We start from the raw sequence: 25,758 nt of genomic DNA, 5'->3' as shown, positions 1-25,758 counted from the left end.
GCGTTCCCGGGCCTGTCGGGGGCCTGGTCTACCGTGCCGGCGTGAGTTACCAGGAGTTCCCCGTGCGGGGGCGCTGGGCCGGGCTGGTGGAGGCGGCCTGGACCGGGAGCACGCCCGCCGACGACCCGGGGGCGGTCCAGCCGATCCTGCCCGACGGCTGCATGGACATCGTCTGGACCGGCGCCGAGCTGTGCGTCGCCGGGCCGGACACCGCACCGCACCCCCACCGCCGCGTGCCCGGCCGACCGGCCTGCGGCCTGCGCTTCGCCCCGGGCCGGCTGCCCGCGCTGCTCGGGGTCCCCGCGGCCGGACTGCGCGACCGGCGGGTCCCGCTGGCCGAGCTGCACCCCGCGATCGCCCGGGCCACCGCCGGACGACTGGCCGACGCCGACCCCGACGCCCGGACCACGCTCGGCGTCCTCGCCGACGTGGTCCGCGCCCTCCCGGCCACCCCCCTCGACCCCGCCGTCCCCGCGCTGGCCGCCCTCCTGGGCTCCGCCGAGGTCGCGGGCACCTCGGTCGCCGCCCTCGCCGACACCGTCGGCTGGACCCCCCGCACGCTGCACCGGCACTGCCTGGCCGCCTTCGGCTACGGCCCCGCGGTGCTGCGCCGGGTCCTGCGGTTCCGCCGGGCCACCGACCTGCTCGCCGCCGGGGTGGCCCCGGCCGAGGTCGCCGCGCGTGCCGGCTACGCCGACCAGCCGCACCTGTCCCGGGAGCTGCGCGCGCTCGGCGGGACGTCACCCCGGCGCTTCGCCACCGCTACCACCGCCACCGCCGCCGCGTAGCGGCGGGGTCGGCCGCCGGGCCGCGCGTCAGCGGAAGGCGGCGCCATGGCGGTCGAGCCAGTCGGCGAAGGTGCGGGCGGGCCGGCCCAGGACCAGCTCGACGTCGCCGCTCGGGCGGCGCTCCGCCGGCGTCGGAGCGCTGAGGATCGCCAGGGTGCCCTCCACCACCGGTTCCGGCATGAACGCCAGCATCGCCGCCCGTGCCTGCGCAACCGACTGCTCGACGAACCGGACCGGCTCGCCGATCGCCCCCGCGATCGCCTCGACCCGCAGGCGGGGGCTGATCGGGGCCGGTCCGGTCAGCTCGTACACGCGTCCCGCGTGACCGTCGGCCACCAGCGCCGCGGCGGCGACCTCGGCGATGTCCAGCGGGTCGACCACCGGCAGCGCCACGTCCCCGAAGGGCGCGACGACCGTCCGGTCGGCGCGCACCGACGCCGCCCACGCGAAGGTGTTGGAGGCGAAGCCGCCCGGGCGCAGCACGGTCCAGTCCAGGCCCGAACCGCGCACCGCCTCCTCGATCACCCGCAGGGGCTCGTGCGACGGCGCCCCCGGGCGCGTGCCGACCGCCTGCGACGACTGCAGCACCACCCGGCGCACCCCGCCGGTCTTCGCCGCGTCCAGCACGGCGCCTGCGTCGACGTGCGCGCCGGCCCCGGACACCAGCAGGTACAGCGCGTCGGCCCCGTCCAGCAGCGGGCGCAGGGACGGCGCGTCGGCCAGGTCGGCGCGCCGGTGGCGCACCCCGTCGGGCACCTCCCCCGCCGCCGATCGGGACACCGCCGTCACCCGCTGCCCGGCCGCCGCCAGTGCCCGCACCAGCGGCCGTCCGACGTTGCCGGTCGCCCCGGTCACCACGATCATCGACTGCTCCCGCCCACCGCCCGCGTGGCCGCGCCGCCGGGTGGTGGCGACGGCGTCGCGGGGGCGGGCACCCCGACCGCGACACGGCGACGCTAGTAGCCTGGGGATAGCAGGTACCTAGGGGAAAGCGGCTATCCAGGAGGAACCCGTGGTCGACACCACCTGGCGGCCCGCGGTGGCCGACCCGGAGCCGGCCTGCCCCATCGCGCCGGTCGTGGACATCGTGTTCAGCCGGTGGACCACCCCGATCCTGTGGGCGCTGCACGAGTACGGCCGCCAGCGCTTCGTCGAGCTGGCCCGGCGGATCAGCACCATCACCCCGAAGGTGCTGACCCAGCGGCTGCGCCAGCTCGAGCGCGACGGGATGATCACGCGGACCTACCACCCGGAGGTGCCGCCCCGGGTGGAGTACGAGATCACCGAGCTGGGCCGCAGCCTGGCACCGCTGTTCGCCGAGCTGGCCGAATGGGGTGCGGCGCACCTCGACGCGGTGCAGCGGGCCCGCGAGGCCTACGACGCCGACCCCACCCGCCCCTAGCCCCCGGACCGCGACAGGACCGCGACACGGCGGGGACGTTCCCCGCACGTGCGCCCGGCACGGTCGGGCGGCATGACGCGACTCCAGCCGCCGGTGGCCGCGCGCTCCCCCACCGGCCGCGCGCCGCACCTGCCCGCCCTCGACGGCCTGCGCGGCGTCGCCGTGCTGGGGGTGCTGCTGCACCACGCCGGCCCGCTGCCCGGGGGCTTCCTCGGCGTCGACCTGTTCCTCGTCCTGTCCGGGTTCCTCATCACCGGCCTGCTGCTGCGCGAGGTCGAGGCGACCGGCACCGTGTCGCTCACCGCGTTCTGGGGCCGGCGGACCCGCCGGCTGCTGCCCGCACTCGCCGCGGTGCTCTCCGGCACCACCATGCTGGTGTGGGCGCTGGGGCGCGCGGAGCTGCTGCGCACCGCGCTCGCCGACGGCCCGTGGGCGCAGCTCGGCCTGCTCAACTGGCACCTGGTCGCCGACTCCGCCGGCTACTGGGACCGGTTCGGGCCCGGCCGGGTGTTCGAGCACCTGTGGAGCATCGCCGTCGAGGAGCAGTTCTACCTGGCCTGGCCCGTGGTCCTGGTGGCCGTGGCCGCCGTGGCGCGGCGGCGGGGGCGGCGCCTCGACCCCGCGGTGGCGACGATCGCGGCGCTGGCCGCGCTCGCGTCCCTGGCCGCGGCGGTCGCGCTCGCCGGCGCACCCGATCCGACGCGGGTGCACATGGGCACCGACACCCGCGCGTGCGCGCTGCTGCTCGGAGCCCTGGCCGCCACCGGCCCGGTGCGCGGCGCGCTGGCCCTGGCCGCCGGTCGGTGGGCGGCGGCGCTGTCCGCGGTGCTGGCCGCCGGCACCGCCGCGCTCTGGGCGCTCGCCGACGGGGAGCGCTCGGCGTGGCTGTTCGGCGGCGGGCTCGGCGCGCACTCGCTGGCCGCCGCGCTGCTGGTCGGGCTGTGCGCGCAGGCGCCGGGCGGGCCGGTCGCCGCCGCGCTGGGGTGGCGACCGCTGCGCTGGACCGGCCGGATCTCCTACAGCCTCTACCTGTGGCACTGGCCGCTTCTGGTGCTGACCGGCCCGGGCCGCGGCCCGCTGGCGACGATCCTGGCCTGCGGCCTCGCGGTCGGCCTGGCCGCGCTGTCGACGCACCTGGTCGAGGACCCGATCCGGTTCCGCGCCCGGTGGGCCCGCGGACGCAGCGGCGCGCTCGCGGCGGGCGCGGTCACCGCCGGGCTCGCCGTGCTGTGGTGGGCGCTGTGGTGGGCGCTGCCCGCGCCGGCCGCGCCCACCGTCGACACCACCGGGTTGCGCTGATCACCCGGTCAGCGGGCACGTCCGCGGCTCGTCCGAGCCGGGCGCGGGCAGGGTGAAGCGGATCTGCACCCGCGTGCCCCGGTCCCCGCCGCCCTGCACGTGGACGCCGAGCGCGGTGCACACGATCTGGTCGACGCCCGACGGGCCCACGTCGCTGGCCGCCAGCGGGACCACCAGTCGCAGCAGGCCCGGCGCCGTGGTCACCTCGACCCGCGTCGTCGCCACCGGGGCGATCTGCGTGTGCAGGCCGGAGCCCGGACCCGGTCCGGTCAGCAGCAGCGACACCCCCGAGGACACCGTCCCCAGCCGGTCGGTCGCGCGCTGCTGCGGCTGCAGCCGCTGGTCGGCGTCGAGGAAGTACAGCGTCACCCCGGGCGCCACGCCGGTCGGGGCCGGGCCGCCGTCGAGCACCCCGGAGGGCCCGACGCCGCACCCGGCGAGCAGCACGGCCACCGCGCAGACCCACGCCGCCCGCCTCACCGGTCCTCCTGCTCCCGCGGCAGGAGCAGCACGAACCTCGCGCCCTCCCCGCCGGCCGCCGTCGGGTCCGCCACGGCGATGTCGCCGCCGTGCAGGCGGGCGTTCTCCCGGGCGATGGCCAGCCCGAGCCCGCTGCCCGGGGTGCGGGTCCGCGCGGGGTCGCCCTTGGCGAACCGGTCGAACACGTGCGCCCGGACGTGCTGGGGCACGCCCGGCCCGCCGTCGACCACCTCGATCCGCACCCGGTCGTCGAGCGCCCCGACGAGCACGCGCACCGGCGGACCGCCGTGCTGCAGCGCGTTGCCGACCAGGTTCGCCACCACGACGTCCAGCCGGCGCCGGTCCACCCGCAGCCCGACCCCGTCGGGCGCCAGCAGCTCGACCCGGTCCAGCCAGCCCCGCGCGCGCAGGCAGTCCCGCACCGCCGCAGCGGCGTCGACGTCCTCCAGGTGCAGCGAGGCCGTGCCGGCGTCCAGCCGCGAGACCTCCATCAGGTCCTCCACGAGCTCGACCAGCCGCTGGGTCTCCGCGATCGCCAGCTGCGCGGACTCCCGGGCGTCGGCGTCGGCCACGTCCGCGGTCGCCGCCGCGAGCACCTCCACCACCGCCGTCAACGTGCTCAGCGGTGTGCGCAGCTCGTGCGAGACGTCCGCGGCGAAGCGCCGCGCGTCGGCCCGCATCCGCTGCAGCGCGGCCATCGACGCCTGCAACGACCCGGCCATCTCGTTGACGGTGGCCGTGAGCTCGGTCAGCTCGTCGGCGCCGCGGGGCGGCGTGCGCGCCCCCAGGTCGCCCGCGGCGAGCCGGCGCGCGGTGTCGCGCAGCTCGCGCACGGGGCGCAGCACGCCCCGGGCGGCCGCGAGCGCCAGCAGCACCGCGGGCGGCAGCGCCAGCGCGGCGGTCCCGGCCGCGCCCGCGGTGAGCCCGTCGACCTGCCGCTCGACGTCGGCGAGGTCGCGCGCCACGTACACCTCGATCCCGGACGGCGTGCGAGCGCCGTCCGGGGCGGTGACCGCGATCGGCGTGCCCACCAGCAACCAGACCCCGTCCCGGGCCGCCACCCGCTGGGTGACGAGCCGGTCGCCGGTGCGCACCGCGCTCCGCAGGGCGTCGGTGACCAGGTCGGTGCCCGTCCCGGCGGCGGAGCGCAGGTCCCCGTAGGTCGCCAGCGCGCCCGGGCCGACCGCGGCGCGCAGCCGGTCGAGCGCGTCCTGGTCGGGCGGGTGGGTCAGCTCGGCGGCGACGGCGCCGATCCGGCCGGTGACGGCCTCGGCGACGCCGCGCTCGGCGGCCGCGACCAGGGCGCGGCCCGCGGACCCGGCGCTCGACCACGCCGCCGCGGCCGCCCCGAGCACGGTCACCAGCACGAACGCCACCAGCAGCCGGGCCCGCAGCCCGCCCGGCCACCACCGCCTCATACGGGACCGAACCGGTAGCCGAAGCCGCGCACGGTCTGCACGTAGCGCGGGGCAGCCGGATCGGCCTCCACCTTCGCCCGCAGCCGCTGCACGCAGTTGTCCACCAGCCGGGAGTCGCCGAGGTAGTCGTGCTGCCACACCTCCTCCAGCAGCTGCTGGCGGCTGAGCACGCGCCCGGGCGCCCGCGACAGCGTCAGCAGCAGCCGCAGCTCGGTCGGGGTCAGCGCCACCGGCGCGCCGCGCAGCGAGACCGCCGGGGCCGCGGTGTCGATGCGCAGGTCGCCGTGCTCGCGCACGCCGTCGGCCACGCCGGTGCTGCGCCGCAGCACCGCCCGGATCCGGGCGTCCAGCACGGTGGGCCGGGCCGGCTTCACCACGTAGTCGTCCGCACCCGCCGCCAGGCCCTCGACGACGTCGAAGTCGTCGGAACGGGCGGTCAGCACGATCACCGGCACCTCACCGGCGGCCCGGATGCGCCGGCACACCTCGAGCCCGTCGAGGCCGGGCAGCATCAGGTCGAGCACCACCAGGTCGGGCACCGCCGCGGCGAACGCGGCCATCCCGGCCTCGCCGGTGTCGGCCGTTCGCACGTCGTGGCCGTGGCGCGACAGCGCGAGATGCAGGCCCCGCCGCACCAGGGGATCGTCCTCGACCAGCAGGATCGCCGCCATCCGCCCAGCATGGACGGCCCCGCCCGGCCGGGTGGGCGCGGACGGGCCCGCGAAGGCCCACTGCGACACGATCGCGACACCACGGCGCAGGGGCCGGGACGCGGCGGCGGCAGCGTCGGGGCCGTGAAGACGACACGACTCGCCCTGGTCGGCCTGCTCCTGCTGGGCGCCGCCTGCACCACCCCACCGGCCGCCACCGCCACCGCCCCGTCCCCGGCACCCCCCGGGCTGTCGACGGTGCTCCTGCTCGGCGACTCGATCGCCGTCGGCGAGGCGCTGCCGCTGGCCGCCGCGTTCGAGGCCAGCGGGGTCGGCTTCCGGTCGCTGGCCGCCGAGGGCGGCGGGAACGTGGTCGGGCCGTTCGCCGAGGAGCAGTGGGCGGACCTGCCCGAGCGGATCGCCGACGCCCGGCCCTCGGTGGTGCTCTACCAGCTGTCGACGTTCGACTGGGGCACCGGACCCGAGCAGCGCGCGGCCTACGACCGCCTGCTGGGTGCGGTGACCGCGACCGGCGCCGACCTGCTCTTCGTCACCGCGCCCCCGATCGAGCCCGACGAGTTCTACGCCCCGCACACGGCCGACCTCGCCCGCGCGCCGGAGGTGGCCCGCGCCGTCGCGGCCGCGTCACCGGAGCGGGCCGGCGTGCTCGACGCCGGGGCCGTGTGGGGCAGGACCTACCAGCGCGAGCGGGACGGCCGGGCCGACCGCAACCCCGACGGCGTGCACACCTGCCCGCAGGGCGCCGCCCGCTTCACCAGCTGGCTGCTCGGCGAGCTGGCCGCCCGGTTCCCCGGGTTCACCCCCGCCCCTGCGACGGACTGGGCCGACGCGGGGTGGGCCGCCGACGACCACTTCGCCGGCTGCTGACCGGTGGGCCACTAGCCCGGCAGCGGGGCGAACAGGTCCACGCCGTTGCCGTCGGGGTCCTGCACGGTGGCGTAGCGCTGGCCCCAGAAGGCGTCGAAGGGCTCCAGCTCACCCTCGTACCCGGCGCCGACCAGCTCGGCGTACAGGGCGTCGACGGCCGCGGCGTCGGACAGGGCGAACGCCAGGCCGAGGCGCCCGGCCCCGGCCACCGGCTCCCAATCCGGGTGGAAGGACCGGATGGTCTCCTCGGTGTCGAAGAGCAGCCGCACGCCGCCGGGCAGCGTGACCTCGGCGTGCGGGGCGGAGTCGGCGTCGGCCGCGACGTCCAGGCCGAGGCGGCGGTAGAAGGCCAGGGTCGCGGCCATGTCGGAGGCGACGATGCCGACGGCGGAGAACTGCGCGTGCGTGCTCATGGCCGCAACGCTAGGAGGGGGCACGGCCGGCGTCGTGAACGGATCGGACACCGGACCCCGGTTGCCCGGGGTCCGGTGCCCGACCGGCGCGCTACAGGTACTGGCCGGTGTTCGACGCGGTGTCGATCGCCCGGCTGGCCTCGTTGTTCTTGCCGGTGACCAGCGTGCGGATGTAGACGATCCGCTCGCCCTTCTTGCCCGAGATCCGCGCCCAGTCGTCCGGGTTGGTGGTGTTGGGCAGGTCCTCGTTCTCGGCGAACTCGTCGACGATGGCGTCGAGCAGGTGCTGCACGCGCAGCCCCTGCTGCCCGGTCTCGAGGACGGACTTGATCGCCGTCTTCTTCGACCGGTCGACGATGTTCTGGATCATCGCGCCGGAGTTGAAGTCCTTGAAGTACAGGGTCTCCTTGTCACCGTTGGCGTAGGTGACCTCCAGGAAGCGGTTCTCCTCGGTCTCGTCGTACATCCGCTCGACCACGCGCTGGATCATCGCGTCGATGCAGGCCTTGCGGTTGCCGGCGAACTCGGCGATGTCGTCGGCGTGGATGGGCAGGGTGTCGGTCAGGTACTTGGAGAAGATGTCCTGGGCCGCCTCGGCGTCCGGGCGCTCGATCTTGATCTTCACGTCGAGCCGGCCGGGGCGCAGGATCGCCGGGTCGATCATGTCCTCGCGGTTGGACGCGCCGATCACGATGACGTTCTCCAGGCCCTCGACGCCGTCGATCTCGGCGAGGAGCTGGGGGACGATCGTGGTCTCCACGTCCGAGGACACGCCAGACCCGCGGGTGCGGAAGATCGAGTCCATCTCGTCGAAGAACACGATCACCGGGGTGCCGGCCGATGCCTTCTCCCTGGCCCGCTGGAAGATCAGCCGGATGTGCCGCTCGGTCTCGCCGACGAACTTGTTGAGCAGCTCGGGGCCCTTGATGTTGAGGAAGAACGCCCGGCCCTCGTTGGGGTCGTCGCCGCGGACGGCGGCCACCTTCTTGGCCAGCGAGTTGGCCACCGCCTTGGCGATCAGCGTCTTGCCGCAGCCGGGCGGACCGTAGAGCAGCACGCCCTTGGGCGGGCGCAGCTCGTACTCGCGGAACAGCTCCGCGTGCAGGAACGGCAGCTCGACCGCGTCGCGGATCTGCTCGATCTGGCGGAACAGGCCACCGATGTCGCTGTAGTCGACGTCGGGCACCTCCTCCAGCACCAGGTCCTCGACCTCGGCCTTGGGCACCCGCTCGTAGGCGTAGCCGGCCTTGGTGTCGACCAGCAGCGAGTCGCCCGGCTTGAGCGGCACGGCGTCGGGGTTGTCCGGGCCGGCGATCAGCGGAGCGGCCAGCCAGACCACCCGCTCCTCGTCGGCGTGCCCGACGACCAGCGCCCGGCCGGCCAGGCCGTCGGCGGTGGGCTCGGAGAGCACCTCGCGCAGCCCGCAGACCTCGCCGATGCGCTCGAAGTCGCCTGCTTCGACGACGGTGAGCGCCTCATTGAGGCGCACGGTCTGCCCGCTGGCCAGGGTCTCGGTGTCGACCGCCGGGGAGACCGCGACGCGCATGCGCCGTCCCGAGGTGAACACGTCGACCGTCTCGTCGGGGAACCGGGCCAGGAAGACCCCGTACCCACTGGGTGGTTGGGCCAGCCGGTCGACCTCCTCGCGGAGCGCGATCAGCTGGCTGCGGGCTTCCTTGAGGGTCTCGGTGAGCTTCTCGTTGCGCGCCGACAGCTGGGCGAGCCGGCTGGCGGACTCGGCGAGACGCTGCTCGAGAACACGGGCGTGGCGTGGCGATTCGGTGAGCTTGCGGCGCAGCAGCGCCACTTCCTCCTCGAGGAAGCGGATCTGCGCGGCGGCCTCGGCGGGACTCAAGTCCCCCGGGTCACCGTTATCGCGCCTGCCGGGACCGTCGTAGGGGTTCACGGCATCCTCCCTCCGTGTTCCGTTTCCATACGGTACCTGGCCACCCCGCGTGCGACCCTGCGGCGAACCGGTGATCCATCACTCAGCCGGACGGGAGCTTGACGCGCAGGTACCAACCGCCCCAGTGACGGTGACGACCTGTGACCGTGGCCCGGCGCGGCCGGTTCAGCGACTCGCGCGCCGGAGTTGCGGACGCGGTGTGAACGGGGCCCGCGACCGGCGGTCGAACGCGACTCCCCCGTTCCGACGCGTCCCCCGACCACCCCTCCATCCTAGGCGCGCGGCGGCCGGCGGGGCGCGCCGCGCGCGGAACGCGGCGGTCCCACGATCGGGACGATCGCCCCGACCGTTCGGGGGGCTCAGCGGGTGGTCGTCGGGCGGCGCTGGGGGCGCGGCGGGACGACGCCGTCGGCCAGCCGGCGCGCGGTCACCAGGAACGCGGTGTGGCCCTGCATGCGGTGGTCGGGGCGGACCGCGAGCCCCACCACGTGCCAGGGCCGCACCAGGCACTCCCAGGCCTGCGGCTCGGTCCAGCAGCGCTGCTCGCGCAGGTCCTCGACCAGCCGCGACAGCTGCGTCGTGGTGGCCACGTAGCCGACCAGGACCCCGCCGGGGACCAGCGTCGCCGCGACCGTGCCCAGGTGCTCCCAGGGGGCCAGCATGTCCAGCACGATCCGGTCGACCGGTTCGGCGGCGCCGTCGTGCGCGGCCAGGTCGTCGACGCGCAGGGTCCAGTTGGCCGGGCGCTCGCCGTGGAAGGCGACGACGTTGCGCTCGGCGTACTCGGCGTGGTCGGGGCGGATCTCGTAGGACAGCACGCTGCCGGTGGGACCGACGGCCTGCAGCAGCGAGCAGGTCAGCGCGCCCGAACCCGCCCCGGCCTCGAGCACCCTGGCCCCCGCGAACACGTCGCCCCACATCAGGATCTGGGCGGCGTCCTTCGGGTAGATCACCTGGGCGCCGCGCGGCATCGACAGCACGAAGTCGGCCAGCCGGGGGCGCAGGGCGAGGTAGGGGGTGCCGACGGCGGAGACGACCAGGCTGCCCTCCGGGCGGCCGATCAGGTCGTCGTGGTCGAGGCCGCCGCGGTGGGTGTGGTAGCGCCCGCCGGTCTCCAGCGTGATCGTGTAGTGGCGGCCCTTGGGGTCGGTGAGCTGGACCCGGTCGCCCGCGCGGAAGGCCCCGCCGCGGGCCGGGCCGGGCGCGGGCGCCGTGTCCCCCGGCCCCGCGTCGGGCACCGTGGCATCGGGCACCGTGGCATCGGGCACCGTGGCATCGGGCACCGTGGCATCGGGCACCGTGGCATCGGGCACCGTGGCATCGGGCACCGTGGCATCGGGCACCGTGGCATCGGGCACCGTGGCGTCCGGCGCTGCGCCGTCCGGGGCGGGCGGCGGGGTGGGCAGGTGGTCGGACAGGTCGGTCATCGATCCCAGTTCGTGCATCGGAGCCTCGTGCGTCGGCGCGCGCTCGGTCGGTCAGGAAACTCAGTTGGTCAGGACGAGCTTCCAGGCGCCGTCGATGCGGCGCATCCCCCACGTCGTGGGCGACGCGTTGCCGTCGACGACGGCCGTCCAGCGCACGGTGGCCTCGTCGCCGTCGACCTGGATGTCGTCGATCTTGGCGGTCCGCGAGATGGTGTCGGCGGTCTCCGCCGCGCCGCCCTGGTCGAACACGACGGCGAACGCCTCTTCGCAGGTGGCGGCGTTGACGCCCTGGGTGGCCAGGCTGGAGAGCAGCTTGGCGGTCGCCTCGGGGGCGTTGTAGGCGCAGGCGGCCGGGAAGTCCCGGGCCAGCACGGCGGTGTGGTAGCCCTTGAAGGCCTCGTCGATCTCGGTGGCGGCGTCGGCACCGCACGCGGCGACGCCGGCGGTGAGCACCGCCGCGACGAGCACGGCCCGCAGCGTCTTCACCCGCACAACGTACGGGTCGGGCCCCGCCGGCCCGGTTCGGGGTGCCCCGGCGCTGTCGGTGCGCTCGCCTACGCTCGGTCCATGACGGAGACACTGGACGACACGGCGCCTCCCGGCGCGCTCGCCGGGGGCGGCGCGGACGCCCCGGCGCCGCGGCGGCGCCCGGCGTTGTCACCGTCGCGGGCGGGCGATTTCAAGCAGTGCCCCCTGCTCTACCGGTTCCGCGCGATCGACCGGCTCCCCGAGCTGCCCACCCGCCCGCAGGTGCGCGGCACGCTGGTGCACGCCGTGCTGGAGCGGCTCTTCGAGCTGCCCGCCGCCGAGCGGCTGCCGGCCACGGCTGCGGCGATGGTCGAGCCGGTGTGGGCCGAGCTGTGCGCGTCCTGGCCCGAGCTGCTCGAGCTGCTGTTCACCGGGCCCGACGACCCCGAACTCGGCCCCTGGCTGGGGTCGGCGGGTCCCCTGCTGGAGGCCTACTTCCGCCTGGAGGACCCGCGGCTGCTCGACCCGCAGGCCCGCGAGCTGCTGGTGGAGACCGAGCTGGAGTCCGGGCTGCTGCTGCGCGGCTACATCGACCGCCTCGACGTGGCGCCCGACGGCGAGATGCGCGTCATCGACTACAAGACCGGGGCCGCCCCGCGCCCGACGGGCGAGACGCGCGCCCTGTTCCAGATGAAGTTCTACGCGCTGGCCCTGCTGCACCTGCGCGGCGCGGTGCCCGCCCAGCTGCGGCTGCTCTACCTCGCCGACACCGAGTCGCTGACCTACCGCCCCGAGGAGGAGGAGCTGCGCCGCTTCGAGGGCACGCTCAACGCGATCTGGGATGCCGTGCTGCGGGCCGGGCGCGACGGCGACTTCCGCCCCAACCCGGGCCGGGTGTGCGAGTGGTGCAGCCACAAGGCGCTCTGCCCCGCCTGGGACGGCACCCCGCCCCCCTACCCGGGCTGGCCGGGCGACGCCGTCGACGGCGGCACCGCCGACGAGAGCCGGGACGACACGGCGGCGTCCGGGGTCGCCGGGGGCGCGCACACCGGCTGACATGATCGGGCGCGTGTCCGAGAGCGCCCCCGAGCTGGAGCCCTACTACCTGCCCCTCGACGGCCCCGACGGCGAGCGGTTCCACGCCACGTTCTCCACGACCGGGCCGTGGTTCGCCGACGCCCAGCACGTGGGGCCGCCCTCGGCGCTGCTGGCCAGGGCGGTCGAGCGGTGCGACCCGCGCCCGCAGACCCAGCTCGCCCGGTTCACCGTCGAGGTGCTGGGGCCGGTGCCGGCCGGGGAGATCCAGGTCAGCGCCGTGGTCGAGCGCCCGGGGCGGGCCATCGAGCTGGTGGCCGCGGAGATGCGCGCGGGCGGTCGGGCGGTGCTGCGCGCCCGCGCCTGGCGGATCGCCACCGGCGACACCGCCGCGGTGCAGGTCGGTGCGGCCGAGCCGCCCGCCCCGCCCGACACCGTGGCGGCGGGCTCGCCGACCATGACCGGCTGGCTGCCCGGGTTCGTCGACTCGGTGGAGTGGCGGTTCCTGCGCGGCTGGTTCACCGACCCGGGTCCGGGCACCGCCTGGATCCGCCAGCGCGTCGACCTCGTGGCGGGCGAGCGGCCCAGCCCGCTGCAGCGGCTGGCGGTGGTGGCCGACTCGGCGAACGGGGTGGCGGCGCCGCTGGACGTGCGCGACTGGCTGTTCGTCAACACCGACCTGACGCTGCACCTGAGCCGCCCGCCGCGGGGCGAGTGGATGGCCGTGGACGCGGCCACCTCGGTCGGCCCCACCGGCGCGGGCACGGTCGCGGCACTGCTGTTCGACGAGCACGGCCAGGTGGGCCGCTCGGCGCAGAGCCTGGTCGTGCGGCCCCGCTGACCGCCGGCGGCGCTCAGCTCCGCGTACCGCGCCCCGCCGTCGCCGCCGACGGGTAGTAGTCCCCGCGGGCCGCGCCTGCCGGCACCGCCGCCTCGATCGCGGCGAGGTCGTCGGCGCTGAGGGCCAGCTCCGCGGCGGGAAGCGCCTCGGCCAACCGTTCGCGGGTGCGGGCACCGACCAGCGGCACGACGTCGCTCGTGTCGCGGCCCTGCGCCGCCACCCAGGCGATGGCCAGCTGGGCGACCGTGCAGCCCTTCGCCTCCGCGACCGCGCGCAGCGCCTCCACCAGCGCGAGGTTGTGCTCCACGTTCCCGCTGGAGAACCGCGGGATGGCGGCGCGGCTGTCGCCCGGGCCGGTGCGGCGCCCGGCGGACCAGTGCCCGGAGATGAGGCCGCGGCTGAGCACCCCGTAGGCGGTCAGGCCGACGCCGAGCTCGCGCAGCACGGGCAGGACCCCCGCCTCCGCGGTCCGCCGGATCAGCGAGTACTCGATCTGCAGGTCGGCGATCGGGTGCACGGCGTGCGCCCGCCGCACGGTCGCGGCGTCGACCTCGGAGAGGCCGACGTACCGCACGTGGCCGGCGTCGACCATCTCCTTGATCGCACCCACGGTGTCCTCGATCGGGACGGCCGGGTCGAGCCGGGCGGGGCGGTAGAGGTCGATGTGGTCGGTGCCCAGCCGGGTCAGCGAGTAGGCCAGGAAGTTCTTCACCGCCTCGGGGCGGCCGTCGGGGCCGCCGAACTCCGAGCCCGGCCCGCGCAGCATCCCGAACTTCACGCTCAGCAGGTAGCTGTCGCGATCCCGGCCGCGCAGCGCCTCGGCGAGCAGCAGCTCGTTGTGGCCCATGGCGTAGAAGTCGCCGGTGTCGATCAGCGTCACCCCCGCGTCCAGTGCGGCGCGGACCGTGGCGATGCCCTCCCCGCGGTCGGTCGCGCCGTAGGCGCCCGACATGCCCATCGCGCCGAGCCCCAGTGCGGAGACGGTCGGTCCGGTGCGGCCCAGGGTGCGTGTCGGCATCGTCGGTGTCGGAATCGTCGGTGTCTGCTTCGTCGGTGTCTGCTTCGTCGGTGTCTGCACTGCGTCCTCCTCGGTGGTCGTCGCGCCCACCCTGCGCCCGGGCCGCGGTGCGCGGGAGCGGAGCGTCGATCGTGGGAGGGCCGCTCCCTGGCTCGGCGCGCCGGCCGCGGGGAGCATGGGCCCGTGGAACGCGACCAGCTCGCCGACTTCCTGCGCCGGCGCCGCACGGCGATCCGCCCGGCCGAGGTCGGCATCGCCGACGGTCCCCGCCGCCGGACCAGCGGTCTGCGCCGGGAGGAGGTGGCCATGCTCGCGGGCATGTCGGTCGACTACGTCGTGCGCCTGGAGCAGGGCCGCAGCAGCCGGCCCTCGATGCAGCTGCTGGGCGCGCTGGCCCGGGCCCTGCGCCTGTCCGACGACGAGCGCGACCACCTGTTCCGCCTGGCCGGTCACCAGCCGCCGCCGGCCGACGGCGCCGCCCGGCCGGCCCGCGCCGGCCTGCTGCGCGTGCTGGACCTGCTCGGCGACACCCCGGCGCTGGTGGTGTCCGACCTCGGCGAGGTGCTGGCGCAGAACCGGGCGGCGGTCCTGCTGACCGGCGACCAGACCGGCTTCACCGGAGACCGGCGCTACGCCGTGCACCGCTGGTTCACCGAGCCGGCTCCGCACACCGGGCCCGTGCCCGAGGAGCGCGCGGAGCACGCCCGGCGGCTCGTGGCCGACCTGCGCGCGACCGCGGGCCGGCGCACCGGCGACCCCGCGGTCGCCGGGCTGGTCGCGCGGTTGCGGGCGGCGAGCGCGGACTTCGACCGGCTCTGGGTCGAGCACGAGGTGGCGGTGCGGCGCGCCGACCGCAAGACCTTCGTGCACCCGCGGGTCGGCCGCCTGCTGATGGACTGCGAGACCCTCGTCAGCCCCGACCAGCGCCAGCAGCTGCTCGTGCTGACCCCGGCCGACGCCGACGCCCGCGAGCGGATGGACCTGCTGCGCGTGCTCGGGACCGAGGAGTTCCCGGCCGCGGTCCCGCCGCGGTGAGCCGCGGCCGGACCCGCGGTCAGGCAGGGGTGCGCCGGCTCAGAGGGTGGGTTCGATGGGCCCTTCGACGGCCCGGCAGGAGCGGATCGCGGAGGTGAGGATGGCCCGCGCGCCGAGGGCGGCGAGGTCGTCCATCACCTTGTTGGCCTTCTGGTAGCGGACCATGGTGCGCACGGCGACCCAGTCCTCGTCGGCCAGCGGGGACACCGTGGGCGCCTGCAGGCCGGGCGCGATCGCCCTGGCCTTGTCCAGCACGTTCTTCGGGCAGTCGTAGTCGATCATGAGGTACTGCCGGGCGTAGACCACGCCGCGCAGCCGCTCGGTGAAGACCTGCTTGGCCGTCTTGGTCTCGACGGTCTCCTCGCGGTCGGGGCGGGGCTCGCGCTCGATCAGGGTGGCCTGGGACTCCGCGATCGGGTCGCCGAAGGCGCGCAGGCCGTGCTGGCGCAGGGTGCGCCCGGAGGACACCACGTCGGCGATGGCGTCGGCCAGGCCGAGCTGGACCGAGATCTCCACGGCGCCGTCGAGCTTGATGATGTCGGCGCGGACCCGGTTGCGGGCCAGGTGCGCGCGGACCAGCCGGGGGTAGGAGGTGGCGATCTTCTTGCCCTCCAGGTCCTCCAGCTTCCACTCGGTCTCGTCGCTGGTGCCCGGGGCGGCGAAGCGGAACTTCGACGCGCCGAAGCCGAGCTGGATGACGCCCTTGACCTGGCTGCCGGACTCGTCCATCAGGTCGGCGCCGGTGATCCCGAGGTGCAGGTCGCCCGACCCGACGTAGGTCGCGATGTCCTTGGGCCGCAGGTAGAAGAACTCGATCTCGTTCTCCTCGTCCAGCATGCTCAGGTCGCGGTTGTCGGACCGCTGCCGGTACCCCGCCTCGCGCATCATCGTGGCGGCCGGCTCGGCCAGTGTCCCCTTGTTGGGGAGGGCGATGCGGAGCATTGAGCTCTCCTCGGTCGTGCCGGACGTAGCACTGCTCGGTCCGACAGTAGTGCGGTCGCGGAGTCCGCGCCGTGGGCGCGACGCGGCCTCGCCCCGGGGGGCTTACAGGTACTTGTACACGTCTTCCAGCGAGATCTTGCGGCCGATCATCACGACCTGGATCCGGTAGAGCAGCTGGGAGATCTCTTCGGCCAGCGCGTCGTCCGACTCGTGCTCGGCGGCCAGCCACACCTCGCCTGCCTCCTCGAGCAGCTTCTTGCCCTGCGCGTGGACGCCGGCGTCGAGCGCGGCCACGGTGCCCGAACCATCCGGGCGGGTGGCTGCCTTCTCGGTCAGCTCGGCGAACAATCCGTCGAAGGTCTTCACGGCGAGACTCCCCTCTTGCGTCAAGTGTCGACTTTGTGGTGGAGGACCGCACAACCGACCCGCCGACAAGCTGTACCCGGCGCCTCCCACGCGGTGGACGGCGGGGGCGGCGGCGGGATCGCCCGCCGGTCCGGCACCGCCCGCCCAGCGGGTCCCTCCCGGGGACGAGTGGTCCGTCCCGGACCGGCGGGTCACGCCGCGGGCCGCGATCCGGCCGCCCGGTAGACCGCCACGACGTCGTCGGCGCTCAGCCCGGCCAGCGACTCGCGCTGCAGCCTGCGGCTCCCGGCGGGCACCGGGACCTCGCAGGGCACGACGAGGACCGCGGCCCCGGCCCGTTCGGCGGCCTGCGCGCCGGTCGGCGAGTCCTCGACGGCCAGGCAGCGCCCCGGGTCGACGCCGAGCAGCTCGGCCGCCCGCAGGTACGGGTCGGGCGCGGGCTTGCCCCGCGAGACCTCGTCGCCGCACACGCTGACCTGGAAGAACTCGCGCCCGATCCCGTCCAGCGCGGGCTCGGTGAGCACCCGCTGGGTGTTGGTGACCAGGGCCATCGGCCAGCCCGCCGCGGAGACGGTGCGCAGCGCCTCGAGCGCCCCGGGCCGCCACTCCAGCCCGCCGGCGAACAGCTCGCCGGTGCGCTCGGTCATCCAGCGCTGGGCCCGCGCCTTCCGGTCGGGGTCGCGGGGCAGGCCGAGGTCGTCGAACAGGATGTCCAGCGTCGAGGGCATGTCCCCGCCGACCATGGCGGCCCGGGCCGCGGCCGACAGCTCGCCGCCGAGCCAGCGGGCCGTCTCGGCGATGGAGACGGTCCACAGCTTCTCGGAGTCGACGAGCGTGCCGTCCATGTCCCAGAGGACCGCGTCGGGCCCGTCGGCCCGGTCAGCCGGCATTGAAGTACTTCGCCTCCGGGTGGTGGGCCACCATCGCGTCGGTCGACTGCTCCGGGTGCAGCTGCAGCTCCTCGGACAGCTCGACGCCGATCCGGCCGGGCTGCAGCAGCTCCACGATCTTGGTGCGGTCCTCCAGGTTCGGGCAGGCGCCGTAGCCCAGGGAGTAGCGCGCGCCGCGGTAGCCCAGCTTGAAGAACTCCTCGACGTCGGCGGGGTCCTCGGCGGCGAGGGCGGTGACGCCCTCGGCCGTCGGGAACACCAGCTCCTCGCGGACGCGCCGGTGCCAGTACTCGGCGAGCGCCTCGGTCAGCTGCACGCCCAGGCCGTGGACCTCCAGGTAGTCGCGGTAGGCGTCCTTGGCGAACAGCTCGTTGGCGTAGTCGGCGATGGGGTTGCCCATGGTCACCAGGTGCAGCGGCAGCACGTCGACCTCGCCGCGCTCGCGGGCCAGCGCCCGGGGCCGCCAGAAGTCGGCCAGGCACAGGTGGCGGTCGCGGCGCTGGCGCGGGAACTCCAGCCGGTACCGCTCGGGCGAGTCGGCCGTGGGCCCGCCGGCTGTGCCGTCCCCCGCGTCGAGCACGACCAGCGCGTCGCCCTCGGACACCGCCGGGAAGTAGCCGTAGACCACCGCGGCGTGCGCGAGGACGCCCTCGGTGGACAGCCGGTCGAGCCAGTACCGCAGCCGCGGGCGGCCCTCGGTCTCCACCAGCTCCTCGTAGGTGGGCCCCGACCCGCCCTTGGCGCCGCGCAGGCCCCACTGCCCCAGGAACAGGGCCCGCTCGTCGACCATCCCGGCGTACTCGGCCAGCCCGATGCCCTTCACGACCCGGGTGCCCCAGAACGGCGGCACCGGCAGCGGGTTGTCCACCGCGACGTCGGAGCGCTCGGGCATCGGCCCGGCCTGCTCGGCCTCGGCGGCCCGGCGCTTGGCCGCGACGCGCAGCGAGCGCTCGTGGCGGGCCCTGCGCTCGGCGCGGGCCGCCTCCTCCGCCGGGTCGACCTCGGGCAGCTCGCCGCGGCGACGGGCCATGGTGGCGTCCATCAGCCGCAGGCCCTCGAAGGCGTCGCGGGCGTAGGAGACGCGGCCCTGGTAGACCTCGGAGAGGTCGTTCTCCACGTAGGAGCGGGTGAGCGCGGCCCCGCCGAGCAGCACCGGGAGCTTGCCCGCGACCCCGCGGGAGTTCATCTCCTGCAGGTTCTCCTTCATGATCACCGTGGACTTGACCAGCAGCCCGGACATGCCCACGGCGTGCGCGCGGTGCTCCTCCGCGGCCGACAGGATCGTCGAGATGGGCTGCTTGATGCCCAGGTTGACCACGGTGTAGCCGTTGTTGGACAGGATGATGTCGACCAGGTTCTTGCCGATGTCGTGCACGTCGCCCTTGACCGTGGCCAGCACGATCGTGCCCTTGCCGTCGGAGTCGGTCTTCTCCATGTGCGGCTCGAGGTACGCCACCGCCGTCTTCATGACCTCCGCGCTGGCCAGCACGAACGGCAGCTGCATCTGCCCGGAGCCGAACAGCTCGCCGACGGTCTTCATGCCTGCCAGCAGGGTGTCGTTGATGATCTCCAGGGCCGGCCGGGACTCCAGCGCCTGGTCCAGGTCGGCCTCCAGGCCGTTGCGCTCGCCGTCGACGATCCGCCGCTCCAGCCGCTCGAACAGCGGCAGCGCGGCCAGCTCCTCGGCCCGGCCCGCCTTCGCCGAGGACGCCGTGACGCCCTCGAACAGCTCCATGAACCGGTTGAGCGGGTCGTAGCCCTCGCGACGGCGGTCGTAGACCAGGTCGAGCGCGACCGAGCGCTGCTCGTCGTCGATCTTGGCCATCGGCAGGATCTTGGCCGCGGACACGATCGCGGTGTCCAACCCGGCGTTCACGCACTCGTGCAGGAACACCGAGTTCAGCACCTGGCGGGCGGCCGGGTTCAGGCCGAAGGAGACGTTGGACACGCCCAGGGTGGTCTGCACCGACGGGAAGCGGCGCTTGAGCTCGCGGATCGCCTCGATGGTCTCCAGGGCGTCGCGGCGGACCTCCTCCTGCCCGGTGGTGATCGGGAAGGTCAGGGTGTCGACGACGATGTCCTCGACGTGCATGCCGTGGTTGGCGGTCAGGTCGCGGATGAGCCGGTCGGCCACCCGGACCTTCCACTCCGCGGTGCGGGCCTGGCCCTCCTCGTCGATGCACAGCGCGACGACCGCGCAGCCGTGCTCGCGGACCAGCTCCATGGCCCGCTGGAACCGCGAGCCGGGGCCGTCGCCGTCCTCGTAGTTGACCGAGTTGATGATCGAGCGCCCGCCCAGGCGCTCCAGCCCGGCGCGCAGCACCTCCGGCTCGGTCGAGTCGAGCATGACCGGCAGCGTCGAGGCGGTGGCCAGCCGACCGGCCAGCTCGGCCATGTCGGCCACGCCGTCGCGGCCGACGTAGTCGATGCACAGGTCGATCATGTGCGCGCCCTCGCGGGTCTGCTCGCGGGCGATCGCGACGCAGTCCTCCCAGTTCTCGGCGAGCATCGCCTCGCGGAACTTCTTCGAGCCGTTGGCGTTGGTCCGCTCGCCGACCATGAGCACCGAGGTGTCCTGGCGGAACGGCACCGGCGCGTACAGCGAGCTGACCCCGGGCTCGGGGCGCGGCTGGCGCCGGGCGGGCTCGACCGCGGCCACCGCGTCGACGATCCCGCGCACGTGCGCGGGCGTGGACCCGCAACAGCCGCCGACCAGCCGGGTGCCGTACTCGCGCACGAAGGCGGCCAGCGCCGTGGCCAGCCCGTCGGGGTCGAGCGGGTACTCCGCGCCGTTGGGGCCCAGCACCGGCAGGCCGGCGTTGGGCATCACCGACAGCGGGATGCGCGCGTGCTTGGACAGCGTGCGCAGGTGCTCGCTCATCTCCTCCGGGCCGGTCGAGCAGTTGAGCCCGATCAGGTCGACGCCCAGCGGCTCGATCGCGTTCAGCGCGGCGCCGATCTCCGAGCCGAGCAGCATCGTGCCGGTGGTCTCCACCGCGACCTGGGCCACGATCGGGATGCGCCTGCCCTCCACCCGCATCGCCCGCTGCACGCCCAGCACGGCCGCCTTGACCTGCAGCAGGTCCTGGCAGGTCTCGATGACGATCGCGTCGGACCCACCGGCGACCAGGCCGCGCCCGCACTCGGTGTAGGCGTCGCGCAGCGCGGCGAAGCCGGCGTGGCCCAGGGTGGGCAGCTTGGTGCCGGGCCCGACCGAGCCGAGCACGAAGCGCGGGCGGTCGGGGGTGGACATCTCGTCGGCGACCTCGCGGGCCAGCCGGGCGCCCTTCTCGGCGAGCTCGAAGATGCGGTCGGCGATGTCGTAGTCGGCGAGGTTGGGCAGGTTCGCCCCGAAGGTGTTGGTCTCCACCGCGTCCGCGCCCGCCTCGTAGTAGGCGCGGTGGATGGAGCGGACGACGTCGGGGCGGGTGTCGTTGAGGATCTCGTTGCAGCCCTCCAGACCCCGGAAGTCGTCCATCACGAGGTCGCCGCGCTCGCCGGCGTCCTGCAGCATCGTCCCCATCGCCCCGTCGGCGACCACCACCCTCTCGGCGAGGGTGTCCAGGAAGGCGCTGTCGACGCGGGGGGCGCTGGAATCCGTTACCACGCCGGACACGATAGTCGTGCTCCCGGTGGGCAACGCCGCCGTGCGGCCCCGGAGCGGCCCCCCGTGCGGCCGCCGGGGGGACACCCGGCGAGGCGGTCGGGCGTGACACCCCGGGGACGCAGCCGACGCGGATGGGCCCAGCGGCCTTAGGCTGGACCGATGACCGATCGCCAGCCGGACACCGGAGCGGAGAACGAGCTCCCGCACCTCGTGGAGCCGGTGATGATCGCCGCGTTCGAGGGGTGGAACGACGCCGGTGAGGCCGCCAGCACGGCGTTGGAGCACCTGGAGCTGAGCTGGGACGCCACCCCGCTCGCCTCGATCGACCCCGAGGAGTACTACGACTTCCAGGTGACCCGACCGCACGTGCGGTCGGCCGACGGCGTGACCCGGCGCATCGACTGGCAGACCACCCGCCTGTCGGTGGCCACGCTCCCCGGCACCGAGCGCCACGTCGTGCTGGTCAACGGCATCGAGCCGAACCTGCGCTGGCGCGCCTTCTGCAAGGAGCTGCTCGGCTACGTCGAGAAGCTCGGCGTGACGAAGGTCATCACACTGGGCGCGCTGCTGACCGACACCCCGCACACGCGGCCGACGCCGGTCAGCGGCATCTCCTACGACAAGGCCTCGGCCAAGCGCATGCAGGTCGAGCCGTCGACCTACCAGGGGCCCACCGGCATCGTCGGGGTGTTCCAGAACGCCTGCGTCGAGGCCGGGGTGCCGGCGCTGTCGTTCTGGGCGGCGGTGCCGCACTACGTCTCGCAGGCCCGGGTGCCCAAGGCGGCGGTGGCGCTGCTGCACCGCGTCGAGGAGACCCTCGACGTCGAGGTCCCCCTCGGCGGGCTGCCCGAGCAGGCCGAGGAGTGGGAGCGCACGGTCTCGGAGATGGCCGAGGCCGACGACGAGGTCCGCGAGTACGTCCGCCAGCTCGAGGAGCAGGCCGAGGCCGACGGCGACGAGCTCCCGGAGGCCGACGGGGACGCCATCGCCGCCGACTTCGAGCGCTACCTGCGCCGGCGCGGCTCCGGCGGTTCCGGCAGCTGAAGCGCACCGGACCGGGCGGAGGGCTGGCCAGGGCCGGTCTGTACGCCGGCGCCTACCTCGGCCCCTTCGGCGGTGGGGTCACCGTCGCCATGCTGCCCGAGCTCGGGACCAGCTACGCGGTCGGCTCCGGGGACGCGGCGGTGTCGGTGACCGCGTACACGCTGCCGTTCGCGGCCCTGATGCTGGGGTCGGGCACCTGGGGGGCGCGGTGGGGGCGGCGGCGCACGGTGGTCGTGGCCTACCTCGTCTACGCCGTGGCCTCGGTGGCGTGCCTGCTGGCGCCGTCCTGGGAGCTGTTCCTGGCCGGGCGGGCGCTGCAGGGCGCGGCCAACGCGTTCACCACGCCGCTGGTGATGGCCGCGCTGGCCGCGGCCACCGACCCGGACCGGCTGGGCCGGGCGCTGGGCTGGTTCGGCTCCCTGCAGTCCGCCGGCCAGACCTCCGCGCCGCTGATCGGCGGGCTGGCCGCGGAGCTGGACTGGCGGCTGGCGTTCGGCGGGGTCGCCGTGGTCGCGGTGGCGCTGGCGGTGCTCGGCATCCCCGACGGGCGCACAGCGGAGCCCGGGCGCCCCACCCTGCGCGCCGCGCTGCGACCCGAGGTGCTGCGGATCGGCATCGCGGTCGCGATCGGCTGGGGCTGGATGGCCGGCCTGGCGTTCCTGCTCGCGCTGCGCCTGGAGGACGCCTTCGGTCTGGACGCCGGGGCCCGCGGGCTGGTGCTGACCGGGATCGGCGTGGCCGGGCTGGTGTTCGCCCCGCTCGTCGGGCGCGGCGTGGACCGCATCGGCGCCCGGCGCACCATCCTGCTCGGCGCGGCGCTGGGCACCCTCGTGCTGGTGGGCGTGGGCCTGGCCCCCACCGTCTGGGCGGTGGCGGCGATCTGGGCCCTGGGCGGCCCGGCCACCCAGATGGTCCTGGTGGGCACGAACACGATGGTGCTCGGCGCCGGGCGGGCCAACGCCGGCGGCGCCACCTCGGTGGTGCAGGCGGTGCGGTTCGGCGGCTCGTCGGTCGCGCCGGTGGTGTTCACCCCGATCTACCACGCCGATCCGCTGGCGGCATTCCTCGCCCCCGCAGCGGCGCTGGCGGTGCTGGTGCCGCTGGCCGTGCCCCGCGGCGGGGCGCCGGGGCGGCCCGCCGGGCGGGTGCCGGAGGCGTAGACGCGAGCGCGACTCAGCCGAGCACCGCCAGCAGGGCCCGGGAGTAGGCGCGCTCGGCGTCGACGTCGACGTGGCGCTCCTCCCCCGTGCCGACCGCGATCGTCACGGCGAAGCCGTCGCCGACCGGCTCCAGGCCGCGGAACCGGGCGCCGAGGGCCTCCCGCAGCTGGCTCTCGTGCGGCAGCCAGACCACGGCCTCCTGCTCGACGGAGTCCAGGGCCCACTCGGTGGTGCCGTTGAACCGGAACAGCCGCCCGGTCGGGGCCTCGTGCACGTCGATGGTCAGCTCGCTGACCACGAACACCTCGTCGTCCATGCCCCGGTCGGCGATGACGAACCGGTCGCCCGGCGCCGGGGTCCAGGCCAGGCCGGCGGCGCGCAGCCGCTCGGCCAGCTCGACGCCGATCACGTGCCGGGCACCGGGCCCGGCCGCAGCGCCACGCCGAGCAGCGCGTCCACCGCGTCACGGGCCAGCGCGGGCGCCTGCGCGTCGCGGCCGCGGCGTTCCAGCGCCTCGCCCGCCCACGCGTCGACGGCGGCCAGCGCGGCCGGGGTGTCCAGGTCGTCGGCGAGGTGCGTGCGCAGCCGGGCGACCAGGTCGGCGGCGTCCGGGGCGGTCTGCAGCGCCGTCGCCTCCCGCCACCGCGCCAGGCGCCCCTGCGCCTCGGTGAGCAGGGCGTCGGTCCAGGGGCGGTCGGTGCGGTAGTGCCCGGCCAGCAGGGCCAGCCGCACGGCGCTCGGGTCGACGCCGGAGGCCCGCAGCTTGGAGACGAACACCAGGTTGCCGCGGGACTTCGACATCTTCTCGCCGTCCAGCCCGATCATCCCGGCGTGCGTGTAATGCCGGGCGAACGGGTGCACGCCGGTGAAGGCCTCGGCGTGCGCGGCGCCGGACTCGTGGTGGGGGAAGATCAGGTCGGAGCCGCCGCCGTTCAGGTCGATCTGCGGGCCGAGCCGGTTGAGCGCGATGGCCGCGCACTCGACGTGCCAGCCGGGGCGCCCGGCGCCGAGGTCGCCCGCACCTGCCGCGGTAGCGACCCCGGTGTCGCCGATGTCGGCGCTGCCGTTCCAGGAGGGCTCGCCCTCGCGGGCCATCCGCCACAGCAGCGGGTCGACGGGGTGCCGCTTGCCCGGGCGGTCGGGGTCGCCGCCGCGCTCGGCCGAGAGCCTGCGCATGGTGGCCTCGTCGTAGTTCGACTCGTAGCCGAAGCGGCCGGTGACCGAGGAGTCGAAGTAGACGTCGGGGAACTCGGGGTCCTCGACCCGGTAGGCGGCCCCGGCGGCGAGCAGCTTGGCCACCAGCTCGGTGATCTCGTCCATGGCCTCGACCGCGCCGATGTAGTGCCGCGGGGCGATCACCCGCAGCGCCTCCATGTCCTCGCGGAACAGCGCCGTCTCGCGCATCCCGAGCACGACCCAGTCGTCCTGGTCGCGGGCGGCGCGCTCGAGCAGCGGGTCGTCGATGTCGGTGACGTTCTGCACGTAGTGCACGTCGTGGCCCAGGTCGCGCCACACCCGGTTGACCAGGTCGAAGGCCAGATACGTCGCGGCGTGGCCCAGGTGGGTGGCGTCGTAGGGGGTGATGCCGCAGACGTACATCAGGGCCGTGGCCCCGGGCGCGGTGGGCCGCACCCGGCCGGTGGCGGTGTCGTGCAGGCGCAGCGGCGGCCCACCACCGGCCAGCCGCGGAACGTCGACGGAAGCCCAGGTCTGCATGAGCACAAACCTACGTGCCCGCCCGCCGCCGCGGCGGGTCCGGCGCCGTGATCGCGGACCGGTCGGCGCCGACCGCGCCGGGCGGCCGGACCGGCCACCGCGCTACCGCGGCGGCGGGAACGTCGCCAACCGCTGGTAGTGCCGGGAGTGCTGGTCGAAGCGCGACAGCAGCCTGCGGGCAGCCGGGGGGACCACCGAGGCCGACGGGTCGCCGCCGGTGAACGCGGCGACCGCGGCCCAGTCGTCGAAGGTCATCACGGTCAGGGTCTCCCCCGCCGCGGCCGGGTCCAGCTCCCGCGGGTCGCGGCCCCACACGCCCAGCTCGCGCAGGCCGGGGACGCCGCGGTCCAGGATCGCCGGGGCGATCTCCTCGGTCAGCAGCCGGCGGTAGGGCTCGGTGCGGTCCGGTGCGGTCTCCCCGCGCCAGAGTCGGAGTATCACGGCGTCCTCCCCGTCGAATCGCGGCACTGCTCCGCAGCACACTGTCATGTTGACAGTACCCTGTCACTATGACCGAGGAAGCCGACCTCTACCGGCTGCTGATCGCCGACGTCTACGAGCTCGCCGGGGAGTCCCGCCGGACCAGCGAGGCGCTGGCGGGTGAGGTCGGCCAGACCGCGGCCCGCTGGCACGTGCTCAGCGTCCTGTCCGACGGGCCGCGCACCGTGGCCGGCGCCGCGCGCCGCCTCGGGCTGGCCCGCCAGAGCGTGCAGCGCGTGGTCACCGACCTCGTGCGGGCCGACCTGGCCCGGCTGCGGACCAACCCCGACCACGCCCGGGCCCCGCTGGTCGAGCTGACCGCCGAGGGCCGGTCGACGCTGCGCGCGCTGGTCCGGCGCTCGGACGCGGACCGCTCCGCCGTGCTGCGCGAGGCCGACCTGACCCGCGACGACCTCGACGGGGCGCGCGCCGTGCTCCGCCGGCTCACCGCCACCCTGCGCGACCACGCGCGGGAACGGTGAGCC

The 25,758-nt window shown here is 75.4% G+C and carries 26 protein-coding genes; 10 read left to right on the top strand and 16 right to left on the bottom strand.

All coding sequences use genetic code 11. The annotated features are described in order from the left end of the window. Positions 1-41: 41 nt before the first annotated feature. Positions 42-788 carry a helix-turn-helix domain-containing protein gene (locus tag KDL28_RS13635; RefSeq protein ID WP_252438429.1) on the top strand — a complete coding sequence of 249 codons (747 nt, stop codon included), beginning with the start codon at positions 42-44 and terminating at the stop codon, positions 786-788. Between the two features lie 27 nt (positions 789-815). On the opposite strand, the gene KDL28_RS13630 is transcribed toward KDL28_RS13635, so the two are convergent. Continuing rightward, the gene (locus tag KDL28_RS13630) at positions 816-1,652 is read right to left on the bottom strand and encodes an SDR family oxidoreductase (RefSeq protein WP_252438427.1); all 837 of its coding nucleotides are present in this window, start codon (positions 1,650-1,652) and stop codon (positions 816-818) included. Between the two features lie 148 nt (positions 1,653-1,800). Here KDL28_RS13630 and KDL28_RS13625 point away from each other — a divergent pair, with 148 nt between their 5' ends. Further along, the gene (locus KDL28_RS13625; protein ID WP_252438425.1) at positions 1,801-2,190 is read left to right on the top strand and encodes a winged helix-turn-helix transcriptional regulator; all 390 of its coding nucleotides are present in this window, start codon (positions 1,801-1,803) and stop codon (positions 2,188-2,190) included. A 72-nt stretch (positions 2,191-2,262) separates the two neighbouring features. Continuing rightward, positions 2,263-3,489, top strand: coding sequence for an acyltransferase family protein (locus tag KDL28_RS13620; protein WP_252438423.1), 1,227 nt, complete (start codon positions 2,263-2,265; stop codon positions 3,487-3,489). Here KDL28_RS13620 and KDL28_RS13615 read toward each other — a convergent pair whose 3' ends face one another. The 3 genes from KDL28_RS13615 to KDL28_RS13605 are packed head-to-tail and all read right to left on the bottom strand — an operon-like array spanning position 3,490 to position 6,058. Continuing rightward, complete coding sequence (locus KDL28_RS13615) at positions 3,490-3,969, bottom strand: hypothetical protein (protein ID WP_252438421.1); 480 nt, start codon at positions 3,967-3,969, stop codon at positions 3,490-3,492. Further along, positions 3,966-5,387, bottom strand: a complete 1,422-nt coding sequence (locus KDL28_RS13610; protein WP_252438419.1) for an ATP-binding protein — start codon at positions 5,385-5,387, stop codon at positions 3,966-3,968. Before KDL28_RS13610 ends, KDL28_RS13615 begins: the two co-directional genes overlap by 4 nt. Then, positions 5,384-6,058, bottom strand: coding sequence for a response regulator (locus KDL28_RS13605; protein ID WP_252438417.1), 675 nt, complete (start codon positions 6,056-6,058; stop codon positions 5,384-5,386). The genes KDL28_RS13610 and KDL28_RS13605 overlap by 4 nt, the downstream gene beginning before the upstream one ends. Before the next feature lie 123 nt (positions 6,059-6,181). On the opposite strand from KDL28_RS13605, the gene KDL28_RS13600 reads away from it, so the two are divergent. After that, positions 6,182-6,925 carry an SGNH/GDSL hydrolase family protein gene (locus KDL28_RS13600; RefSeq protein WP_252438415.1) on the top strand — a complete coding sequence of 248 codons (744 nt, stop codon included), beginning with the start codon at positions 6,182-6,184 and terminating at the stop codon, positions 6,923-6,925. Between the two features lie 11 nt (positions 6,926-6,936). Here the strand turns inward: KDL28_RS13600 and KDL28_RS13595 are convergent, their stop codons facing one another. The 4 genes from KDL28_RS13595 to KDL28_RS13580 form a co-directional block, all read right to left on the bottom strand. Beyond that, positions 6,937-7,338, bottom strand: a complete 402-nt coding sequence (locus KDL28_RS13595; protein ID WP_252438413.1) for a VOC family protein — start codon at positions 7,336-7,338, stop codon at positions 6,937-6,939. A 91-nt stretch (positions 7,339-7,429) separates the two neighbouring features. Continuing rightward, positions 7,430-9,193, bottom strand: coding sequence for a proteasome ATPase (gene arc / locus KDL28_RS13590; RefSeq protein WP_252438411.1), 1,764 nt, complete (start codon positions 9,191-9,193; stop codon positions 7,430-7,432). Between the two features lie 410 nt (positions 9,194-9,603). Next, complete coding sequence (locus KDL28_RS13585) at positions 9,604-10,482, bottom strand: tRNA (adenine-N1)-methyltransferase (protein ID WP_252438492.1); 879 nt, start codon at positions 10,480-10,482, stop codon at positions 9,604-9,606. A gap of 249 nt (positions 10,483-10,731) precedes the next feature. After that, the gene (locus KDL28_RS13580; RefSeq protein ID WP_252438409.1) at positions 10,732-11,157 is read right to left on the bottom strand and encodes a hypothetical protein; all 426 of its coding nucleotides are present in this window, start codon (positions 11,155-11,157) and stop codon (positions 10,732-10,734) included. A gap of 81 nt (positions 11,158-11,238) precedes the next feature. Here KDL28_RS13580 and KDL28_RS13575 point away from each other — a divergent pair, with 81 nt between their 5' ends. Next, positions 11,239-12,195 carry a RecB family exonuclease gene (locus KDL28_RS13575; protein ID WP_252438407.1) on the top strand — a complete coding sequence of 319 codons (957 nt, stop codon included), beginning with the start codon at positions 11,239-11,241 and terminating at the stop codon, positions 12,193-12,195. A 1-nt stretch (position 12,196) separates the two neighbouring features. Then, positions 12,197-13,015 carry a thioesterase family protein gene (locus tag KDL28_RS13570; RefSeq protein ID WP_372496966.1) on the top strand — a complete coding sequence of 273 codons (819 nt, stop codon included), beginning with the start codon at positions 12,197-12,199 and terminating at the stop codon, positions 13,013-13,015. A 13-nt stretch (positions 13,016-13,028) separates the two neighbouring features. Here KDL28_RS13570 and KDL28_RS13565 read toward each other — a convergent pair whose 3' ends face one another. Further along, positions 13,029-14,033, bottom strand: coding sequence for an aldo/keto reductase (locus tag KDL28_RS13565; RefSeq protein ID WP_252438403.1), 1,005 nt, complete (start codon positions 14,031-14,033; stop codon positions 13,029-13,031). A 183-nt stretch (positions 14,034-14,216) separates the two neighbouring features. Between KDL28_RS13565 and KDL28_RS13560 the strand changes: the two genes are divergently transcribed. Further along, positions 14,217-15,068: a helix-turn-helix transcriptional regulator gene (locus KDL28_RS13560; protein ID WP_252438401.1), complete on the top strand. Its 852-nt coding sequence runs from the start codon at positions 14,217-14,219 to the stop codon at positions 15,066-15,068. Between the two features lie 39 nt (positions 15,069-15,107). Here KDL28_RS13560 and hisG read toward each other — a convergent pair whose 3' ends face one another. The 4 genes from hisG to metH all read right to left on the bottom strand — a co-directional run bounded on the left by hisG (position 15,108) and on the right by metH (position 20,873). Then, positions 15,108-16,010 (bottom strand): ATP phosphoribosyltransferase, encoded by a 903-nt coding sequence (hisG, locus tag KDL28_RS13555; RefSeq protein ID WP_252438399.1) that lies wholly within the window; start codon positions 16,008-16,010, stop codon positions 15,108-15,110. Between the two features lie 102 nt (positions 16,011-16,112). Beyond that, positions 16,113-16,376 carry a phosphoribosyl-ATP diphosphatase gene (locus KDL28_RS13550; RefSeq protein ID WP_252438397.1) on the bottom strand — a complete coding sequence of 88 codons (264 nt, stop codon included), beginning with the start codon at positions 16,374-16,376 and terminating at the stop codon, positions 16,113-16,115. A 191-nt stretch (positions 16,377-16,567) separates the two neighbouring features. After that, positions 16,568-17,266 (bottom strand): HAD family hydrolase, encoded by a 699-nt coding sequence (locus KDL28_RS13545; RefSeq protein WP_252438395.1) that lies wholly within the window; start codon positions 17,264-17,266, stop codon positions 16,568-16,570. Continuing rightward, the gene (gene metH, locus KDL28_RS13540) at positions 17,256-20,873 is read right to left on the bottom strand and encodes a methionine synthase (RefSeq protein WP_308215997.1); all 3,618 of its coding nucleotides are present in this window, start codon (positions 20,871-20,873) and stop codon (positions 17,256-17,258) included. The genes KDL28_RS13545 and metH overlap by 11 nt, the downstream gene beginning before the upstream one ends. A 159-nt stretch (positions 20,874-21,032) precedes the next feature. On the opposite strand from metH, the gene KDL28_RS13535 reads away from it, so the two are divergent. Next, a complete protein-coding gene (locus KDL28_RS13535; RefSeq protein WP_252438393.1) occupies positions 21,033-21,917 on the top strand; it encodes a PAC2 family protein in 885 nt (294 codons plus the stop codon). A gap of 89 nt (positions 21,918-22,006) precedes the next feature. Continuing rightward, a complete protein-coding gene (locus KDL28_RS13530; RefSeq protein WP_252438391.1) occupies positions 22,007-23,077 on the top strand; it encodes an MFS transporter in 1,071 nt (356 codons plus the stop codon). 13 nt (positions 23,078-23,090) lie between these two features. Here KDL28_RS13530 and KDL28_RS13525 read toward each other — a convergent pair whose 3' ends face one another. The 3 genes from KDL28_RS13525 to KDL28_RS13515 all read right to left on the bottom strand — a co-directional run bounded on the left by KDL28_RS13525 (position 23,091) and on the right by KDL28_RS13515 (position 25,234). Further along, the gene (locus KDL28_RS13525; protein ID WP_252438389.1) at positions 23,091-23,486 is read right to left on the bottom strand and encodes a hypothetical protein; all 396 of its coding nucleotides are present in this window, start codon (positions 23,484-23,486) and stop codon (positions 23,091-23,093) included. Beyond that, positions 23,483-24,793, bottom strand: coding sequence for a cysteine--1-D-myo-inosityl 2-amino-2-deoxy-alpha-D-glucopyranoside ligase (mshC, locus tag KDL28_RS13520; RefSeq protein ID WP_252438387.1), 1,311 nt, complete (start codon positions 24,791-24,793; stop codon positions 23,483-23,485). Before mshC ends, KDL28_RS13525 begins: the two co-directional genes overlap by 4 nt. A gap of 102 nt (positions 24,794-24,895) precedes the next feature. Next, positions 24,896-25,234 carry a hypothetical protein gene (locus KDL28_RS13515; protein WP_252438385.1) on the bottom strand — a complete coding sequence of 113 codons (339 nt, stop codon included), beginning with the start codon at positions 25,232-25,234 and terminating at the stop codon, positions 24,896-24,898. A 68-nt stretch (positions 25,235-25,302) separates the two neighbouring features. Between KDL28_RS13515 and KDL28_RS13510 the strand changes: the two genes are divergently transcribed. Continuing rightward, positions 25,303-25,755, top strand: coding sequence for a MarR family winged helix-turn-helix transcriptional regulator (locus tag KDL28_RS13510; RefSeq protein ID WP_252438383.1), 453 nt, complete (start codon positions 25,303-25,305; stop codon positions 25,753-25,755). Positions 25,756-25,758: the final 3 nt, after the last annotated feature.

The sequence above is a fragment of the Pseudonocardia humida genome (assembly GCF_023898865.1).
GTDB lineage: Bacteria > Actinomycetota > Actinomycetes > Mycobacteriales > Pseudonocardiaceae > Pseudonocardia > Pseudonocardia humida.
Note: the sequence above shows the minus strand (reverse complement) of the source record. Positions and strands in the feature narration are given on the sequence as shown.